The sequence below is a fragment of the Candidatus Woesearchaeota archaeon genome (genome assembly GCA_018303425.1).
Taxonomy (GTDB): domain Archaea; phylum Nanobdellota; class Nanobdellia; order Woesearchaeales; family JAGVYF01; genus JAGVYF01.
In genome coordinates, this window is sequence record JAGVYF010000012.1 from 19,205 (window position 1) to 37,565 (window position 18,361).

Consider the following 18,361-nt stretch of genomic DNA (forward strand, 5'->3'; position numbering starts at 1 on the left):
TGGCGGTGTTTATGTTAGAATCTTGAATGTACAACTAAATGGGTAAGAACTTGCATATACTTTTTTTAAACTAAACCGCACCAATGTTGCTTTTGTATCTGTATAAAGACTTTTAGCTTGATTTTTATCATTGCCATTTTGTATCATCCGAATAAAAAGCGCACATCACTGAATTTATTACTACCGTAACATAATTACGGTTTAGAACATTTTGATTATATCATAATTCTCATTCTTGAGAATTCCAAAACCTTTTCTTCAGTTATGATTTTTTTCATTTGAATAATAATTCCTCTGTTTTATTGACAAAATCTAAAACTTTAGTTTCATAAATATCTATTGTTTCTTGGCTGAATCTGATGTTTGTCGCATAACTTGCATCATGCCGGTCATCCTTAAGGTTGGTGTAAAGTTCTGCATCTTCTTTATTTATGGAAAGCTCATTTAATAATATTGCTTCATCTCTGGTTATTGCATATTTTTTTATTAGAATAAGAATTGTTGCATAATGATTTTTTGAGTAATAATTTTTATTTGTGATTAGTGCTAAAGCAGAATGATATAATGAATAGTATAAAGTTACAATAAGCCAGTCATTGAATTTTTTATATCTTTTGTTTAATTTGTAAAATTCTAAATTAGGTCTTGCTTTTTTTAGATGTGATTTTATTAGTTCCGGGTTATTTTTGATTAGTTTTATATGTTTTTTAGTTATAAAGAAATTTATCTCTTTTTCTAAATATCTTTGGTCTAAGAATAATTTATCAATATTCATCTAACATTACCTCGTAAAAGTTTTGTTCTTTATAAATTGGAAAGCCTGTCTTTCTTGCCTGTATAATTACATCATCTTTATTTTTTAGGAATTGTTCTATTGTTGCTTGAAATAGTGAGATTGGATGTTTTGAGGTTATTTCTGCTTCTTTTTTGTTATTGATCAAGTTTATTTTATTAGCTATTACTAAAATGTCTATATCACTTCTTTTTTGTTCTTCTTTTCGGGATGCAGAGCCAAATAAGATTATAGTGTATGTCTCTTTTGGAATATTGTTTAAGAAGTTTCTGAGGGGTGTTTTAATTCCAATGTTTAAATCATTGAATTTTTGCATTGCTATTTCTGAAAATTTTAAAGCAAAGAGTTTTTTGTTATTTATTTTGTAGAAAGTGTTTGATTTGGTTTTTTCTTGGGTTAATGTGTTACTTTTTGTTAGTTTGTTTAATGTATTTGTTAAAGAGCTGTCTGAGAGTTTTGATAATCCTTTTATTTCATTAAAATATAAGCTATTTTTTTTACTTTCAAAATACGCTTTGTAAATCTTATCTTCTGGCTTCATTTTACTTATTGTTAATGCCCAACATTTATAAATGCTTCTGTTTTTGGAGTTATTGCTTCTGTTTTTGGAGTGGGGATTTATTATGCTTTAGCTTCGACAGGAACTCTTATATCGTAGGACATCGAATGTAGGTGTTTACGTAACCAATTTAACTAGAGAATTCCCCATCGCTTGCGGTGGGGTTATTCATAGAAATTCGGATTAGTACATTTAACGCCTGAACGAACATTAAAAAGAACTGTTGGGGGTTTAATATTAATTTTGAGGGGTTGAGCGGGTAAAGTAAATGAATGATCTAAAATTTTATATGAACGTGGATAGTGCAAGTAAAAAAGCTATTTATCTGAAAGCAACTGCAGATGAAGTTATAGAGTATAAGGATTGGATGGAGATGGTGAGGAAACTTCAAAGCGTAAGGAATTATGAGTGATGGATTTTTATTACTTCTTTCCGAATTTTAGAAATATATTCCGCTGGCATAATGCCTAAATTTATCGCTTTTAAGAATTTTAGCTTGATTTTTATCATTGCCATTTTGTATCATCCGAATAAAAAGCGCACATTACAGAATTTATTACTTCCGTAACATAATTACGGTTTAGAATAGTATTACTTTTTTTCATTAACTTTATAAAGTTTAATTTCTTAATTTTTGGTTGTTAGATTTGATTATTAGAGGCATTAAATTATATGAGGTGAATTATAAATGGTAGAATTTGATGATTTTGGTCCTGAAATGATTATTGAATATTATCATCCTCGACTTAAGTTTCATGCTGTAACTGTCATTGATAATACTGCGCTTGGTCCGGCAAAAGGCGGAATAAGAATGACCGGATATGTTGGGGTTGATGAAGTTTCTAGACTTGCAAGGGCAATGACTTGGAAATGCGCTTTAGCCAATTTACCTTTTGGTGGGGGGAAATCCGGAATTATGGTAGATAGTAAAAAGATTACATTTCAAAAAAAGAAGGAGATTGTTGAAGCTTTTACTGAATATTTGAGTAGGATAGCCCCTAAATATTACGTTGCTGCACCTGATATGTATATGGCTGAACAAGAAATGGAGTGGATAGCAAAAAAAGCCAATAATAAGAATATTGTTACAGGTAAACCTAAAAAGTTAGGCGGAATTCCGCATGAACTTGGAAGTACAGGTTTTGGTGTTTATCATTCAACACTCGTAGCGTTACAGCATATGGGTCTTGATCCGAAAAAAGTGACATTTGCGGTTGAAGGGTTTGGCAATGTTGGATGGTTTGCCGCTAAATTCATGTGCGAGAAAGGGGCAAAAATGGTGGCAGTATCAGATTCTAAAGGAGTATTAATTAATCATACCGGCATTGATTTTAAAAAACTTGCAACTCTAAAGAAAAAAAGCGGTTCAGTTATAAATTATGGTTCAGGTAAAGTGAGAAAGCCTGAAGTTATACTTGAGGTTAATGCTGATGTGTTGATTACTGCTGCTTTGCCTGATTTAGTTCAGCCTAAGCATGTAAGAAAAATGAAGTTTAAGTTAATTGTTGAAGGTTCAAATATCCCCATGTCGCATAGCACTGAATATTTATTGCATCAAAAGAGGATATTAGTTGTGCCGGATTTTGTCGCTAATGCTGGCGGAGTGATTAGTTCATATGTAGAATATATTGGCGGAACAACAGACCGAATGTTTCAACTTGTAGAAGGCAAGGTCCGAAAAAATACTCGCGAAGTTCTTGAATTGGCAGCTAATAAAAAAATTGCGCCAAGGCAAGCCGCAATGATAATTGCTAAAGACCGAGTATTGAAGAAATGTAAGAGATGCAGGGTCTGATTTTATTTATTTTTTATTAATTTTTTCGCAAATTTAATTTGCTCTATTGTGTCAAGCATTAAAAAATCAATTTGGTTATTAATTGCTTTAATGATTTCAATATTTTTTTTGAAATAGAATCCTACGACTTTTAAATTTAACGCATGTGATTTTTTAATAAATGATTTTTTTAAAAGAGGCGCAGGCACTTCAATGTATTTTGCCTTCAGTTTTACAGCTTTCCGCGGAAAGAAAAAAGTGTAGAACGGATACCAGAGAATGCCTTTCCATGTTTTGTTTATGAATGGGGCTGCGCAGTCTAAATTTGGAGCAATTTCCCTGAACTTTTTAGTAACTTTGGGTAAAAATGAGTCAATTACTACATATTTTTCCATTTTATGTTTCTTGATAAGGCTTAGTATTTCTTGTTCTGCGCCAGTTACTTTAATGTCAAGGAATATTTTGTTCTTGCCCCAAAATTTAAATATTTCATCCAATGTTGTGATATTGATTAATTGTTTCAATTCTTTTAATGTTAACTGGTCAATGTAATAACCTTGGTTGCCGATGATAAATTCTCTATTGTGGTGCAGTACAATTTGGTTATCTTTAGTTTTTCTTAGATCAATCTCAAGGACATTTATTTTATATTTTAATGCATTTTTAACAGAATCAAGACTATTTTCTTTGATATTATCTTGAACCAAACCACGGTGCGCAACTATTTCCATATTTGTTTTATAGGGATAAGGTTTTATAAATATTGCTAAATCTTGGAATATTTTTAGGGGGTTTTTCTATTTGTCATTTTCCTCAATATTTATATAGTTAATTATCATTAAAATGGCCATGGTAAAAAAAAAGCTCCGTATTGGTTTTTTTTCGTTTACTTGTTGTCAGGGCTGTCAATTTACCATTTTGTTCATTGACAAAATTCTGGATATATTACAACAGCTGGATGTGGGTTATTTCCATTTATTAAAAGATAAAGACAGAAGCAAAGAAGATTTTGATATTGCGTTTATTGAAGGGGCAATCACCACTAAACGAGAAGTTCGAAAGTTGAAGAATATTAAAAACAAGTCTAAATTTGTTGTTGCAATTGGCGCCTGCGCAGTTAATGGCGGGATTCCATCAATGAGGAATTATATGGAAAATCGAGAACTTGAAAAATATGTATATAACCAAAAAATGCTGAAAGATTCAATTGAGGTTGAACCATTAGATTGTTTTATTAAGGTTGATTATCATATGAGGGGGTGTCCTATTATTAAAGAGGAATTTGTTAGTTTTTTGGCGAATTATGCAAAAGGCAAGGTTATTACAGAGTTTAAAGGATCAGTATGTGACCAGTGTTCGAAAAGAGGTAAAGATTGTTACCTTGGAAAAAAAATAGTTTGCCTTGGAGCAATAACACATGGAGGATGTGACGCAATATGTACCAAAGATAATATTCCATGTATTATGTGCAGGGGGCCATTATCTTCCAGTAATTTTCCTGCGGAAGTAAGGCTATTCAAATCATGGGGTTTGAGTGATATGCAATAAGATGAGCAAGTTTGCCGATATTAGTTTAAAAGACCAGAAAGCGTGTGGGTTATTGGAAGATGGAATGCAAAAAAAATCAAAATAAAAAGAATTGTAACAGTCCATATGGTTTATGTTTAAAGAAAGGTTTATGTTGTGAACATATAATATATCATAGAAAGAATAAGGAATTATCTGTTAGTTATTTTCACTGTAATGTGGAAAAAACATATGATTATGGTATTGAGAGGTTCAAAGTGTTATGAAAACAATAAAACTCAATCAGGTAACAAAAATTGAAGGGCATGCTAAGCTGCATATCATAGTTGATAATGGCATAATTAAAAAAGCATCATTAAAAAAGTGGGATGATCTTCCTCATATCACTTCAAGGATTTGCGGTATTTGTTCGCCGGTGCATGCCATTACTTCAGTAAGGGCTGTTGAAGATGCTTTCAATGTTAAGGTCAGTAAACAGTCAAGACTCTTACGCGAGTTAGTATTAATTGGAGGAACTTTACAGAGCCACGTTTTACATTTATATTTTCTTACATTGCCCGATTATATTGGATATAATAATGCTTTGGAAATGTTGCCTAAGTACAAACCTGAAATTGAAAGGGCGTTAAGGATTAAAAAAATGGGAAATATGCTAGTTGATTTTTTAGGGGGTAGGGACATACACCCCATTGCAGTTGTGCCCGGGGGATTGTCAAGGATTCCGGAACAAAAAGTTGTAAACGATTTATTAAAACATTTAAATTTAATAAAGAAAGATGCAAAAGCAACAGTTGAATTGTTTACATCGTTAAAATATCCTGAGATGAGCCATAAGAAATTGTTAGCGGCCTTATCCGGTGGGCATTATTTTGATTCAAACAAAATTATCATGTGCGACGATAAGCAGTGTTACCCTAGCCGTGATTATGAACAACATTTTAACGAATTTTTTCAAAAAGGGTCAACAGCTGAATTTGTGCAGATAGATGGCAAAAGTTATATGGTCGGCGCGCTTGCAAGGATGGTTAACAATTTTAATGCATTGTCAGGGTTTTCACAAAAATTAGTTAAAAAACATTTAATTGATAAAACTTCTCCTTATATGAACAATGTTGCTCAGGCAATCGAAATATATGAAGGTATTTTAAGATGCGTACATATACTTGAAAATCTGCAATTGAAAAATGAAAAGCTTAAGCCTATTAATGTAAGGCCGGCTGTTGGTATAGGCGCGGCTGAAGCGCCTAGGGGAATTTTGTTTCATAAATATAGTTTTGATAAAAAAGGTATTTGCGTTTCAGCTAACATTACAACTCCAACATCGCAAAACTTATTAAATATACAGGAAGCGATTAAGCAAAGGTTGCCTGCGATACTTAAATATAGTGAAGAAGAGATTAAGCTTGAGATTGAAAAGCTAATTCGCGCTTATGATCCTTGTATCAGCTGTTCTACCCATTTTTTGGAAATGAAACTGGAAAAAAATGATGAATAAGTATTTAATAGTGTGATATATATTATATTTTATGAGCTTATTAAGAAGAATTGCTTTGAGCATGGCTTTAACGGTTTCAAGCATTGCCAGGGGAGAACCTGTTCAATCTGTTTATCCTGATAATACTTATATGAATAATAAGATTGAACAATATTTTCAAAGACATCCCGGAAAGAAATATTCTATGGATAATGAGGTTTTTTTAGTTGCTGATGGACGCAATTCTGTAGGATACCGGGCGCTTGAAGAGAGAGTTTGGACACCTGAGGCTTTAAGTGAATTTTTGCAGAAAAATCAACATTATGCTACTGATGAAATTGACGGGCATGTTGGTACTGATTATATGGAATCGCCTCTTGAATTTTATTTGTCAGGAGGAGGAGATTGTGAAGATTTTGCGAACTTTGCAAATCATATGTTATTGAATAATGGGTATGATACTTCTATAATGCTTTTGCGTTCAGTTGAAGAAGCGCATGCGGTTTGTTATGTTTATCTTGGAGACAGGCATGCATATATTGATAATACCGGTTATTATGAATTTGAAAATGTAAAAGACTTGAGGGACTATGCAAGCAATATATTTGCATTAAAAAAATGGGTAGTTGGTGGGTTAATATGTCCAGATTATTCTGTTAGTAATGGATATGTTGTTAGTGAAGGTTTTCAAAATCCGGAGATTTTAGATGATATTTGCGAATTAATTGAAAATTTTCCTGTTGATGATAATGAAGTAATGGAGATTCTTAAAAATACTCCTGTTGATGATAATGGGGCCACGGATATTTTTAAAAATAATTTATCTGATGATAATGAAGTAATGGATATCCTTAAAAATCTTAAATTTTAATATTACGATGAAAAAAAATAAATTAACTTCAATCGTACTTGGATTAACTTTACCTCTTATGAATTTAATGTATCAACCAATTAGTGTATATTCTGGGCCTATTTTATCAAATGATAAAGCAGTAGAAAATAATGAGTTAGAAAATAAAGGGTCTGAAAATAATGGATTAGAAAATCAAGCATCAAGAACTAATGAGTCCGAAAACAAAGGATTAGAAAATAATAAAAATGTTGAATTTGTCAAAAGTTTAGATTTAGAGAAACTGAATAATTTAATTGGCAAGATGCAATATGTGCCATTTAAGGAATACAACCAGATTAAGCCTGCCCAGGGTAATGTAGATACTTCGGACTTAGAAAATCTCATAAAATTAACTGATTTATATGACTTTAAAATCAGTAATATAGAAAAATTAATTCAGAACAAAGAGAGTTTTTTTGAACAAATTATGAAAACTTCTAAAGCATTACATTATAAAAATCATCATGAGTGGGACATTTCCGGATTTATCAGGTGGAGTACTAATTTGGTGCGGTTTTGGTCAAGTTATAATTATGAAATGGTTACGCCTTCTGTAGGTATCGGATTGGACATTGATAATGATGGTATTGGTGATATGATTAATAAGAAATATTACTTAAGTTTGGGAAAAGGTATTAAGAAAAAGGCGTGTAAAAACCCGAGAGAGTTTGTAAAGTCTGCCAAGGAACTTGCCTATAAAATTGATCAAACTTCGCTTGATGCCCAGCTGAAAGAAGTTGGGGGCAAAGAAGGAAAATTAAAGTTAGTCTGTAGAAATTTGGCTATGTTAAATCAATTGGTATATGAGACAAGTAAACATCTTAACTTCAGCAGTAAAAATACATTTTGTTTTAGAGTTTCAAATGATGAGCATATGTGGAATATATTTGCCACGGTTAATGAACAGGGGGTATTCTACACATCAGTAGATCCTACGTTTGCAGATAATGGTAAAAATAATTTTTCATTGAAAACAGAACTAGATTTCAGCAGTCCGTCACATAAAGAATTTTTATGGAGAGAAAATCAGGTTTATCTTTTTGCAGGGACTGTATTAAAAAATGAGTCTGCTTTTTTTGATGCATTTAGTGTTTATAATAAGGCTCTTAAAAAGAATCCTCTTATCTACAAAAGCGAGTTGCCAATGGCAATGGCAGATTTATATTCTGAGATGGGTATGAAACGGGTTGCTGTTGCTTTTTATAAAATCAGCAATCATGCATATTCTAAATATCAATTGGGATATCTTTTGCATGAACAAGGGAATTTCTTGGAGTCTAATGGCGCTTTAAGTTCACTGCTTAATCTTTATGATGAAGGTAATTCAGGAAAGTATGAGGATAATCCTTTTTTTGATGAAGCGTTGCCATTAAGCGGGCTAAATTATTTTAGTATTAAAAAATATACTAAAGCAATAGAGGCGTTTGAATTGAGTTTAAAAATAAACCCGAGATATAGGGGGTTGTCGGCTTATTGGTTAGCTAAATCATATTTGGCGCAATCTGATATCCCTAATTCGGCGGCTGCGCTGAAATTATTGGAAAAAGAAAACTCGGATTTTGATCCGGCTGAAACGTTATTCCTTTTAAAAAAAGATTATTGGTATTAATTCATCGGTAAACCAATTATAATCACTTCATTTATTTTGTCTAAACCTTTCATCAGTTTTAAGAAAAATTGCAAATCAAAATCGTGACAGGATATAGTTGATCTGTTTTTTAGCATATCAATATTTGTAATTATAGTGGGTTTTTTTAGGCCTTTAACAACATCCATTATGCAGATTATGCCTTTTTCTTCAAGGATTTGTTCTATTTTGTCACATTTGATAAATTCTATATTTGGAATTTTTAAATTATCCCCCAGTTCTTTAGCAAGTTTGTCGTTTTTAATGTATTCATTGCCAAAACAATAGATTTTCATTTGCTAAATAATCCAATTAACTCTGCTTTTTCAATTACATGAGGTTGCATTGCCTGTTCAAGGCCTGCTTTGGTTGATGTTTTAGGAAGATTTAATGTTGTATCAAGCGCATAAAGTTTGAAGAAATATCTGTGTGTTCCTGAGGGGGGGCAAGGGCCAATGTAATTTGTTTGGTTTGCACTGTTTGTTCCCTGCATGCTTCCTCCAGGCACTGAGTTTTCATATATTTTTTCTGTGATTGGTATGTTCCATACTATCCAGTGCACCCAAGTTCCTCTTGGCGCGTCAGGATCGTCCATGATTAATACTAATGATTTAGCTTTTACAGGAATATTCTCTATTTCCAAGCCTGGATTAAAATTATTGCCTTTACATGTAAATTTTTCTGGAATCTTTTGATTATTTTTAAAGTCTGGGCTTGTAAGTTTCATCATATTTACTTCTCTTGCGCATCCTGCAATTATTATTAGCAGGATAAATAATATTATTTTTTTCATTTCTTTATAGGCTGAATATCCGAAACTTTGCTCTGAATAGGATTTTTATTTTATCTTTACTTCTGTCAGGATAAGTTCATCGCCTTCTATAACTTTAGGTTTATTTTCACATCTTGGGCAAGTATAAAGTACATTTTCATGATTTTTTTCAATTATTTTGGGTTCACCTTCATAACCGCACCCGCATTTGATATTTGATGGTTTTATGGTGAAGTTTACTATCCAGCCCGTTAATTCCTCAATTCTGCCTTTTATATCATGATCATGAAGGTCGCAAAGTTCACCCATTTCAATAGAAATTTCTTTAATTTCGCCATGTTTTTTTGCTTCTTCAATTATGCGCTGTACTGCGAATAAATCATGCATAGAGTTTAACCATATTTATGAGTATAAATAAATTTCTATTATATATGATAGATTGAAATAGCGGTATTAATTTCTATAAATCTTTAAAAAAGGCATTAGTCTGAAACGTTATGATGACGAAAGCATTAATTATTTCTGGTGAACTTGGAAAAATAGTGGCCAGGCAGAAATCCAGCAAATCATTGGAAATTGGTGAGTTGCTTGTAACAGAAGACGGCAGTTCAAGGATCATATATGAGGTTACGGATTTGCTTTTTGGGTCACAAATTTCGCAACAAAATTTAGAATTAATGTCCGGATTAAAACTTGAACATGATTTGGATAACGATCTGGAATTGCTTGATGCAGACTTAAGAATGTACGGGCTTGCGCTGCTTAAGCCTCTTCTATATATAAATGGGCCTAATGTCACATTGTGTAAAACTTTGCCTAAATTTTTTGCAGAAGCGCGCGAGTTAAGGAAGGAAGATTTAGAATTCCTTTCCAAACCTGAAAACAGTTTATGCTTTGGTAAACTTCGTTCTGGTTCAAAGCAAGTTGATGTTGATATTTATTTGCCGGGGAAAGAGGTTTTTTCTCACCATATTTTAGTTTCAGGCACAACCGGCAGGGGTAAATCTGTGTTGATGTCAAATTTATTATGGGACACTATCGACAAAGATTATTGCGGAATCTTAATCCTTGACCCCCACGATGAATATTATGGCAGAAATAAGTTTGGGTTGAAAGATCACCCCAAAAAAGAAAATGTGTTATATTATACGCATAATCATGCACCGGTAGGGGCGAGAACTTTAAGGATAAATATTAATTGTTTAAACCCGTCACATTTTAACGGGGCTGTATTTTTTTCAGATGCGCAGAAACAAGCAATGAACGCTTATCATAAAAGGTATCATGATAATTGGATCGAGGCAATAGTATTAGAAAAACCTTTAGATGTCAGTTTTCAGGAGGCTACAATTGGCGTAGTGAAAAGACGACTATTGAATTTACTTGATCTTGATTTTAATGGTTCACAGTTGTTCTGCAACGGGGTTTTTTCTCTTAATACCGGTGAAACAACTGTGGGGGATATATGCAATGAGCTTGAATTGGGGAAGAAGGTGGTGATAGATACATCTTCTTTTTCAGGTTCTGTTGAAATTTTAATAGGGTCGTTAATTACTTCAGAAATTTTTTATAAATATAAACGGCACAAAATTCAGGGAGCATTAGACGAGAAACCAGTTATTTCTATCGTGCTGGAAGAGGCGCCTCGTGTCTTAGGCAAAGAAGTTCTTGAGCAAGGTCCGAATATATTCAGTACGATTGCCCGTGAAGGCAGAAAGTTTAAAATTGGTTTGACCGCAATTACTCAGCTCCCTTCTTTAATTCCCCGGCAGATATTAGCAAATATGAACACTAAAGTAATCATGGGTATTGAAATGGCAGCTGAACGTCAAGCCATCATTGAAAGCGCTTCGCAAGATTTAAGTTCCTCATCTCGTTCAATTGCATCTTTAGACAAAGGCGAAGCGATTGTTACTTCAAATTTTAGCAAGTTTGCCGTGCCTGTAAAGATTCCAATGTTTACTCGCGAACAAAAAGAAGTTAAGAGGGAGACATTAAGTTTTTCCGGGGTAGGGTTATGAAACAAGAAAAGTTTTCTTTTTTTAAGCTTCAAATTGGGGCAGTTTAAAAATGAAGTTTGCTCATTTTGCTGATTGCCATATTGGTTCCTGGAGAGACCCAAAATTGAGGGGTATAAGCACTGAAGTTTTTATTAAAACCATTGATGAATGTATAAAGAGAGAGGTTGATTTTGTTTTAATCGCAGGAGATTTATTTAATACATCGTTGCCTGCAATTGAATTATTAAAAGAAGTTGTTGTTAAACTTAAACATTTGAAAGAAGCCGGGATTCCGGTGTATATCATTGCAGGCAGCCACGATTTTTCTCCATCCGGCAAAACTATGTTAGATGTGTTAGAAGGTGCCGGTTTAGTTGTCAATGTTGTTAAAGGTTCAGTGGAAGACGGAAAATTAAAACTTAATTTTACAGTTGATATTAAAACAGGTGTAAAAATTACAGGTATGCTGGGTAAAAAAGGCATGCTTGATAAAGCTTATTATGAAAATTTAGAGCATTCAAATTTAGTGAAAGAAGGAGGTTATAAAATTTTTATGTTTCATACTGCATTGACTGAGTTTAAGCCGGCGGAGTTTGAAAATATGGAATCTCAACCCCTGTCTTTGCTGCCTAAGGGTTTTAATTATTATGCCGGCGGCCATGTTCATTACATCTTTGAAAAAGATGAGCCAGAGTATGGCAAGATTACATATCCAGGGGCTTTATTTCCTGCAAATTTTGGAGAACTTGAAAAATATGGAAATGGCGGATTTTACATTGTAACTGAAAATAATCATGAGTGGGTGCCAATTTCAGTTTTGAACACTTTTAATATTTCAGTTGATTGTGATCATAAAACTCCTGAGCAAGTAACACATAAAATTAATTCATACATTGAAGGTATAGAGTTTAATAATACAATTGTTATTTTAAGGGTTTATGGCACTCTTGAATCCGGAAAAATTTCAGATATTAACTTTAATTCGATTTTTAAATCTCTTTATGATAAGTCTGCATATTTTGTAATGAAGAATACTTCAGGCATTAAGACTAGTGAATTTGAAGAAGTGAAAGTTGCAGTTCAGGATGTTGATAAGATTGAAGAGCTAATGATTAAGGAACACGCAGGTAAGATTAAAGTTGATGAAATGGATATTGATAAAGAAAAAAGTTTAGTAAATAGTTTGTTAAATATCTTATCATTAGATAAACAAGAGGGCGAGAGGGTATCAGATTTTGAGTCCCGTTTAAAACAAGAATTGGGGGGTTTGTTATGGTAGAAAATTGGTCCGGTTTATCATTGAACGAAAAAAAGAAGATTGCGCGGGGAAGGTTAGAAGAAAGATTAGCCGGTTCAGAGCGAGAACTTGAGATTGATCAAATTGATGTCATAGCTGGATCTCGCATGAATTCTTTAGAGTATAATTGTCATCATGGTTTTGAACAGAAAGCCAGAGAGGCTTTAGAGTTTCTTATTCCCTATTGCAGAGACACTGGAAAAGAAAAAATGTTGGAAAGAGCAAGAAGTCTTTATGAGAAAAGTTTTAAATAATTCAGGGTTTATATCTTAACATAGTTCTAGGGAATGCGATTGCGTCTTTGATTGAGTCCAGTCCGCAGATCCATGCAATGATTCTTTCAACACCCATACCAAATCCGCCATGTGGCACTGAGCCATATCTCCTAGTGTCTAAATAGAATTCATATTCTTCTATCTTTTCTCCGTCTTCAATAAGACGTTTTTTAATTTTTTCAATATCCGCTTCTCTTTCAGAACCCCCAATGATTTCGCCGTAACCTTCTGGCGCAATAAAATCGCAACCTTTTACAGTTCTTTGGTCTTCTTCATCTTCTTTCATGTAGAATGCTTTTACAACTTTAGGGTAATTTGTAACAATAATGGGCGTATCATAAAGTTTTGATAATTTATCTTCTTCGATTGTTCTAAGATCTTTACCCCACTCAACATCCATTTTACATTTATCTTTTAATATTTTTATTGAATCGGTATATGTCATTCTAGGAAATGGTTTTTTCACGCTTGCTTCTAATGTTTTAGTATTTCTTTCAAGAATTTTTAGTTCGTCTTGTCTTTCTTCGAGAACTTTTTTAATTACATGTTTAATCATTGATTCGCCAAAGTCCTGGATTTCTTTAAAAGTGATCCATGATGCTTCCATTTCCATCATCCAAAATTCTGTAAGGTGTCTTGAGGTTTTAGATTTTTCAGCTCTAAATGCCGGACTAATTGTATATATTTTATCAAGCGCAAAGATTGCAGGTTCTGCATAAAGCTGCCATGTTTGCGCGAGGAATACTCCTTTTTTACCGAAGTAAGGCACAGAAAACAAAGTTGAACCCCCTTCACATTGTATACTTTGAAAAATGGGAGAATGATATTCATAATAACCTTGACCACTACAATATTCACGTATTGCGCTGAATATTGCGCTTCTGAGCTTCATAATCGCAATCATTTTTTGACTTCTTAACCATAAATGTCTTTTATCTGCAAGAAATTCAACGCTTTGATCTTTTGTAATTGGATATTCATGTGATTCGCCTATAACTCTAAAATCATCAACTTGGATTTCAAAGCCTGTTGGGGCTCTTTCATCAGCTTTAATAGTGCCATTAAGTGTTAAAGAAGTTTCAACCTGCATTTTATCTGCAATTTCAAACTTTGCATCACCAACTATTTCTTTTTTGATAACACATTGGATTATTTGAGTAGAATCCCTTAATACCACAAATTTAAACTTGGAACTGCCACGTTCTCTATACACCCAGCCCCTAATTGAAACTTTGCCAGTTCCTTTTTCCATCGCTTCTTTAATTGTAAGAAATTTCATGATAGAGTGGGAGAATTTAGAACTTTTTAAAGGTTGTGCTTAAAAATTTAATTTTGTCTTGAGATATGGTTATATTATATTGTATTTGGGCGTTTAAATTCATTTTTGGGCTATTATGAAACCAGCGCCTAAAATACCTGCGAGAAAAAATAATAAAAGGCATTTTAGCCATGATGGTGTAGGTTTATCGTAATTTGGTGTTATAAACTGCCTGAGCGAAGGGATTTCATATTTGGTTCATTTTTTATAAAGTTCATATATTGATTTAAATCCGCCCAATAAATCTTCCACTTTTGGAGTTCTCCATTTTTCTTTTGTTTCTTTTCTTATTTTAAGTTCCTGTTCAATGAGCTCGTAAAATATTGGCCAGTAAGCCAGTTTTTGATGGGCTGATGTGCTTATTGTCAAATATGCGATTAATAGGTCTGTATGTAATTCTTTTACTTTAATTATTTTTAATTCTTCATTAACTGCATCAAAGTTTCCATCAAGAAAGTTATCATCAATTCTATCAAAGATTTCGTCAATTTGTCTGTCTATGCTCATATTGGAAATTATATAACTTGTTTATTTATTAAATTTGTTATTTATTAATTTATTATTATTTAGATAAAAAGGTATGTGTTAATTAGAAAAAAGTAATTATCCGATACAGCACGCAAAAGGAATAATTTATATACATATCTAAACTTTATTATTATATGAATATGGATAAAAAAGGTTCAATTGGCGAATTGATAGTAATAGTTTTTGTTATGTTATTAATTGGAGGGGCTAGTTTTTACATTTCTATGAACCGGAATTATACAAAAGCAGAAGTTGATGAGCGACTGAGTAAATTTAATGAAAAATTAAACAGCAAATCAGACAAACCTGCATGTAAACTTGTAGAAGTTGATTTTCAAAAAGATGCTAACAAAAACGATTTTGATATATGCAGTAGTATTAATAGGGAACCTTTATTAAGAATAATCTCTAAAGATATAACCTATTATAAGGGTCCCGGTGGTTCTTCTATGATAACTAAGTTCTGTTCTGCTGAAAGGCTCGTATCTAGTCAATCTATAACGGAGACTACAAAATCAAATATTGGGGCAAGCATATCGCTGCCATATAACGGAGATTGTTCTGTTAAAGATCCTTTAAATGGCGTGGCTGAAAATATTAAGATTAATCAAATCGATATTCTTTGCTGCTAATTGTCAAAATCTTACGAGGGTACCATCACAGGCTGATGGCATGCTCACTCTTTGGGTTCTTTAACTTACTATAAATAAATTTTTGATGCCGAATAAACTCCATTCAAAAACTAGTAGAAAATTAGTGTATTTTCTTATTAAATAATCAAACAATAAACCTTCAGTGAAATACACCTGTGGAAAATGAGATTTTAACTAGGAACCTTTATAAATAAAGTAGTTTAATTTATATCTTGGAATGTTAAACGCAAAAGAGTTTAATGAAATGAAGAAAGATGTTCTAAAGTTTGATGAACAAAGAGAGTTGCTTATTAAGAAATCAAGGGACGTATTAAAACTTTCAAAGCAAGTAATTTATGCGGTGCATCGTTCGGATTTATCCATGGCGGAAAAATTGGTTAAGGATATAAAAGGAGAATTAAAAGAGCTTGACCAATATGTTTCAAAAAATCCTAAAATGTATCATCAAGGGTCATATAAAGTTGCTGTTCAAGAATATGTTGAAGCATTGTTATTTTTTGGTTATGAAAAAGAAAGAAAGATTTATTCTAAAAAAGAGCTTAATGTTGATACTGATTATTATTTATTAGGAATAGCAGATTTATCAGGTGAACTTGTTAGAAGGGCAATATTGGATGCAACAAAAGGGGATTATCAAAGTCCATTCAAAGCTAAAGAATTGATATCTGAAATATATGAGTGGTTGTTAGAATTTGATATCCGTGAAAGTGAATTAAGAAAAAAGTTTGATGGCATTAAATATGATTTGAGGAAACTTGAAGATTTATGTTTTCAGTTAAGCCAGAAATAAATAAACAATGTTATTTACCACGCATATTTTATCTGCCCTATTATTAGGGAAGTATTTGGGTCATACCGGAGCAATTGTATTAGGTTCAACTTTAATCGACTTTGACCATATTTTTGATATGATCGTGAAGGGTAAAAAACATGGGTTTCGGAGGACACTTGAAGTTCTTTTCACTCCTTATCCTGAAGAAGACGAATCAAGAACCGTTTTTCATTCAATACTCGGGTGGTTAGTAATATCCGCAGTTTTATATGCAATTATGCCTTCATTTGGAATATATTTTAGCGCAGGTTATTTGTTGCATTTAGTGCTTGATTCTTTAGACACTTCAAGACTTCGTCTTTTTTATCCGCAAAAATATGATATACGGGGATGGGTTGAATATAATTCGTTAACAGAATATATATTAGCAATTATTATGTTTATTATTTATTTTTTCTTTTAAGATAGTGGCCAATAATTATTTGAAACCGAAGCTTTTATAAATAAAATCTACCATTAAACTTGGTATATGGTACAAGAAAGTGTATTTAGAGGTGTTTTGACATTTTTAGATAAAATAGGGGTTTATGATGTAATCCTTCCTTTTTTACTTGTTTTTACTATAATGTTTGCAATTTTTGAAAAGACAAGAGTTTTAGGTGAGGATCATGATTCTAACAAAAATACTTATTCAAAGAAAAATTTAAACTCAATTGTAGCCTTTGTCATTGCATTTTTTGTTATTGCATCAACAAGGCTGGTAGCATTGATAAACGAAGCAATGGCTAACGTTGTAGTGCTTGCTTTAGTTGGTATAAGTGTTTTAATGTTGTTAGGAGTTTTTTATGGCAAAGAAGGACTTTCATATAGTGAATTAAAAAATTCATACACTTTAATGTTTTTTACAGCGTTTATGGTTTTAGGTGTTTTATTGATATTTTTTCATGCGGTTCCGCTTGCTTCAGGGCAATCAATGCTTGAATGGTTCTATGAATTTATGGTAGATCATTGGGATGATGAGGCAGTTGGAGCTATAATTTTATTAGGGGTAATAGCATTATTTATGTGGGGTATAACGGCGGGAGACAAAAATAGAACAAATGATCAAGCAAGAACAGGTGGTTCATAATGGCAATTTTTGAAAATGCAATTTATACTTTAGAAAGGATGGGTGTGGCAGACGTAATTTTGCCGTTCTTGTTAGTATTTACAATTTCGTTTATGGCGCTTAAACAAGTGCCTGTATTATCTTCAAACAAGCATGTTCCTACTATTATAGGTTTAGTTTTAGGACTTTCAGTTGTATTTCCGCACGTTACTGGCAATTATTCATATAGTTATGGGCAGGATGTTGTGAATATTATTAATGAGTCATTACCATCAGTGGGTTTAATATTGGTGATAATAATTTCAATATTGCTGCTTGTAGGATTATTAGGTTTTGATCTGGCAAGTTTTGGAGGCTCTGCTCTTGGAGGAGGGCTTGTTATAGTTTCATTATTAATTGTAAGCGCAATATTTGGGGAATCTGCAGGATGGTTTGAAAATTTTCATCTTTTTGATTGGGTTAATCCTGAAGTACAAGGATTATTAGTAACAGGTGCAATGTTTTTCATATTTATAATGTTAATTACCGGAAATTCTAATCCTACAAAGACATGGGTGGATTCAATTGCAGATTTTTTAAGAGAATTAACAAAAAAGAAACCCTAAAAAATGCCAACGTTCCTAGACCTCGGATTATTGGAATATGTTCAAATTATTTTGGGTTGTTACATATTCAGTTTTAGAATGGCGGGAGATACTGGGTAAAAATCGAAATTTGCACGCTATCATTGCATTTGTTTTAGCTATGATGTCTTTATTTTCTCCGCCAGTGATTGCTATTATAAAATACATGACACCCTGGTTTTCAATGTTGTTGATATTTGCATTGTTTTTGCTAATGTTTTTTAAGTTTTTTGGAATTAGCGATGAGGCAATTACTTCATTTTTTTTAGCAGGAGAATACAGGTATGTAGTAAATTATTGGATATTATTAACATCTTTATTAGTTTTAGGTTTAGCAATTGGCCAGGTTTTTTTTGCCGGTCCATCAGT

Annotated in this window: 24 protein-coding genes; 15 read left to right on the plus strand and 9 right to left on the minus strand. The window is 32.6% G+C overall.

The genetic code is table 11. From position 1 onward, the window contains the following. Positions 1–9: 9 nt before the first annotated feature. The 3 genes from J4418_02555 to J4418_02565 form a co-directional block, all read right to left on the minus strand. Positions 10–147: a hypothetical protein gene (locus tag J4418_02555; protein MBS3112934.1), complete on the minus strand. Its 138-nt coding sequence runs from the start codon at positions 145–147 to the stop codon at positions 10–12. A gap of 127 nt (positions 148–274) precedes the next feature. Then, positions 275–775: a DNA-binding protein gene (locus J4418_02560; protein MBS3112935.1), complete on the minus strand. Its 501-nt coding sequence runs from the start codon at positions 773–775 to the stop codon at positions 275–277. Beyond that, on the minus strand, positions 765–1,334 hold the full coding sequence (locus tag J4418_02565; protein ID MBS3112936.1) for a nucleotidyltransferase domain-containing protein: 570 nt from the start codon (positions 1,332–1,334) through the stop codon (positions 765–767). Before J4418_02565 ends, J4418_02560 begins: the two co-directional genes overlap by 11 nt. 286 nt (positions 1,335–1,620) lie before the next feature. Between J4418_02565 and J4418_02570 the strand changes: the two genes are divergently transcribed. Beyond that, entirely contained in the window at positions 1,621–1,764 is a 144-nt protein-coding gene (locus tag J4418_02570; protein ID MBS3112937.1) for a hypothetical protein, read from the plus strand. Positions 1,765–2,040: 276 nt separating this feature from the next. After that, on the plus strand, positions 2,041–3,147 hold the full coding sequence (locus J4418_02575; protein MBS3112938.1) for a Glu/Leu/Phe/Val dehydrogenase: 1,107 nt from the start codon (positions 2,041–2,043) through the stop codon (positions 3,145–3,147). 2 nt (positions 3,148–3,149) lie between these two features. On the opposite strand, the gene J4418_02580 is transcribed toward J4418_02575, so the two are convergent. Then, positions 3,150–3,857 carry a glycerophosphodiester phosphodiesterase family protein gene (locus tag J4418_02580; protein ID MBS3112939.1) on the minus strand — a complete coding sequence of 236 codons (708 nt, stop codon included), beginning with the start codon at positions 3,855–3,857 and terminating at the stop codon, positions 3,150–3,152. A gap of 118 nt (positions 3,858–3,975) precedes the next feature. Here J4418_02580 and J4418_02585 point away from each other — a divergent pair, with 118 nt between their 5' ends. From J4418_02585 to J4418_02600, 4 genes are all read left to right on the plus strand, one after another. Further along, positions 3,976–4,674, plus strand: a complete 699-nt coding sequence (locus tag J4418_02585) for a hypothetical protein (GenBank protein MBS3112940.1) — start codon at positions 3,976–3,978, stop codon at positions 4,672–4,674. A 241-nt stretch (positions 4,675–4,915) separates the two neighbouring features. Further along, positions 4,916–6,148, plus strand: coding sequence for a Ni/Fe hydrogenase subunit alpha (locus J4418_02590; protein ID MBS3112941.1), 1,233 nt, complete (start codon positions 4,916–4,918; stop codon positions 6,146–6,148). Between the two features lie 31 nt (positions 6,149–6,179). Further along, entirely contained in the window at positions 6,180–6,998 is an 819-nt protein-coding gene (locus J4418_02595; GenBank protein MBS3112942.1) for a hypothetical protein, read from the plus strand. 7 nt (positions 6,999–7,005) lie between these two features. After that, complete coding sequence (locus tag J4418_02600) at positions 7,006–8,628, plus strand: hypothetical protein (GenBank protein MBS3112943.1); 1,623 nt, start codon at positions 7,006–7,008, stop codon at positions 8,626–8,628. Here the strand turns inward: J4418_02600 and J4418_02605 are convergent. The 3 genes from J4418_02605 to J4418_02615 are packed head-to-tail and all read right to left on the minus strand — an operon-like array spanning position 8,625 to position 9,805. Next, positions 8,625–8,942 (minus strand): hypothetical protein, encoded by a 318-nt coding sequence (locus tag J4418_02605; protein MBS3112944.1) that lies wholly within the window; start codon positions 8,940–8,942, stop codon positions 8,625–8,627. The two genes, J4418_02600 and J4418_02605, sit on opposite strands and share 4 nt — an antisense overlap. Then, the gene (locus J4418_02610; GenBank protein MBS3112945.1) at positions 8,939–9,439 is read right to left on the minus strand and encodes a YbhB/YbcL family Raf kinase inhibitor-like protein; all 501 of its coding nucleotides are present in this window, start codon (positions 9,437–9,439) and stop codon (positions 8,939–8,941) included. The genes J4418_02605 and J4418_02610 overlap by 4 nt, the downstream gene beginning before the upstream one ends. Before the next feature lie 45 nt (positions 9,440–9,484). Beyond that, entirely contained in the window at positions 9,485–9,805 is a 321-nt protein-coding gene (locus J4418_02615; GenBank protein ID MBS3112946.1) for a hydrogenase maturation nickel metallochaperone HypA, read from the minus strand. Between the two features lie 113 nt (positions 9,806–9,918). On the opposite strand from J4418_02615, the gene J4418_02620 reads away from it, so the two are divergent. From J4418_02620 to J4418_02630, 3 genes are read left to right on the plus strand one after another with little or no spacing between them, the layout of a single operon-like run. Then, complete coding sequence (locus tag J4418_02620; GenBank protein MBS3112947.1) at positions 9,919–11,439, plus strand: ATP-binding protein; 1,521 nt, start codon at positions 9,919–9,921, stop codon at positions 11,437–11,439. Between the two features lie 49 nt (positions 11,440–11,488). Then, positions 11,489–12,697, plus strand: a complete 1,209-nt coding sequence (locus J4418_02625) for a DNA repair exonuclease (protein MBS3112948.1) — start codon at positions 11,489–11,491, stop codon at positions 12,695–12,697. Then, positions 12,691–12,969 (plus strand): hypothetical protein, encoded by a 279-nt coding sequence (locus tag J4418_02630; protein ID MBS3112949.1) that lies wholly within the window; start codon positions 12,691–12,693, stop codon positions 12,967–12,969. The genes J4418_02625 and J4418_02630 overlap by 7 nt, the downstream gene beginning before the upstream one ends. Position 12,970: 1 nt before the next feature. On the opposite strand, the gene asnS is transcribed toward J4418_02630, so the two are convergent. After that, a complete protein-coding gene (gene asnS, locus J4418_02635) occupies positions 12,971–14,269 on the minus strand; it encodes an asparagine--tRNA ligase (GenBank protein MBS3112950.1) in 1,299 nt (432 codons plus the stop codon). Between the two features lie 237 nt (positions 14,270–14,506). Beyond that, positions 14,507–14,815 (minus strand): hypothetical protein, encoded by a 309-nt coding sequence (locus J4418_02640; GenBank protein MBS3112951.1) that lies wholly within the window; start codon positions 14,813–14,815, stop codon positions 14,507–14,509. 155 nt (positions 14,816–14,970) lie between these two features. On the opposite strand from J4418_02640, the gene J4418_02645 reads away from it, so the two are divergent. The 6 genes from J4418_02645 to J4418_02670 form a co-directional block, all read left to right on the plus strand. Next, the gene (locus tag J4418_02645; protein ID MBS3112952.1) at positions 14,971–15,468 is read left to right on the plus strand and encodes a hypothetical protein; all 498 of its coding nucleotides are present in this window, start codon (positions 14,971–14,973) and stop codon (positions 15,466–15,468) included. 238 nt (positions 15,469–15,706) lie between these two features. Continuing rightward, positions 15,707–16,279 carry a hypothetical protein gene (locus tag J4418_02650; GenBank protein ID MBS3112953.1) on the plus strand — a complete coding sequence of 191 codons (573 nt, stop codon included), beginning with the start codon at positions 15,707–15,709 and terminating at the stop codon, positions 16,277–16,279. A gap of 7 nt (positions 16,280–16,286) precedes the next feature. Next, positions 16,287–16,724 carry a metal-dependent hydrolase gene (locus tag J4418_02655; GenBank protein MBS3112954.1) on the plus strand — a complete coding sequence of 146 codons (438 nt, stop codon included), beginning with the start codon at positions 16,287–16,289 and terminating at the stop codon, positions 16,722–16,724. A gap of 66 nt (positions 16,725–16,790) precedes the next feature. After that, positions 16,791–17,390: a hypothetical protein gene (locus tag J4418_02660; GenBank protein MBS3112955.1), complete on the plus strand. Its 600-nt coding sequence runs from the start codon at positions 16,791–16,793 to the stop codon at positions 17,388–17,390. Continuing rightward, the gene (locus J4418_02665) at positions 17,390–17,974 is read left to right on the plus strand and encodes a hypothetical protein (protein MBS3112956.1); all 585 of its coding nucleotides are present in this window, start codon (positions 17,390–17,392) and stop codon (positions 17,972–17,974) included. The genes J4418_02660 and J4418_02665 overlap by 1 nt, the downstream gene beginning before the upstream one ends. A 37-nt stretch (positions 17,975–18,011) precedes the next feature. Beyond that, positions 18,012–18,361, plus strand: a 350-nt coding sequence (locus tag J4418_02670; protein MBS3112957.1) for a hypothetical protein, incomplete at its 3' end; no start/stop codon positions are given.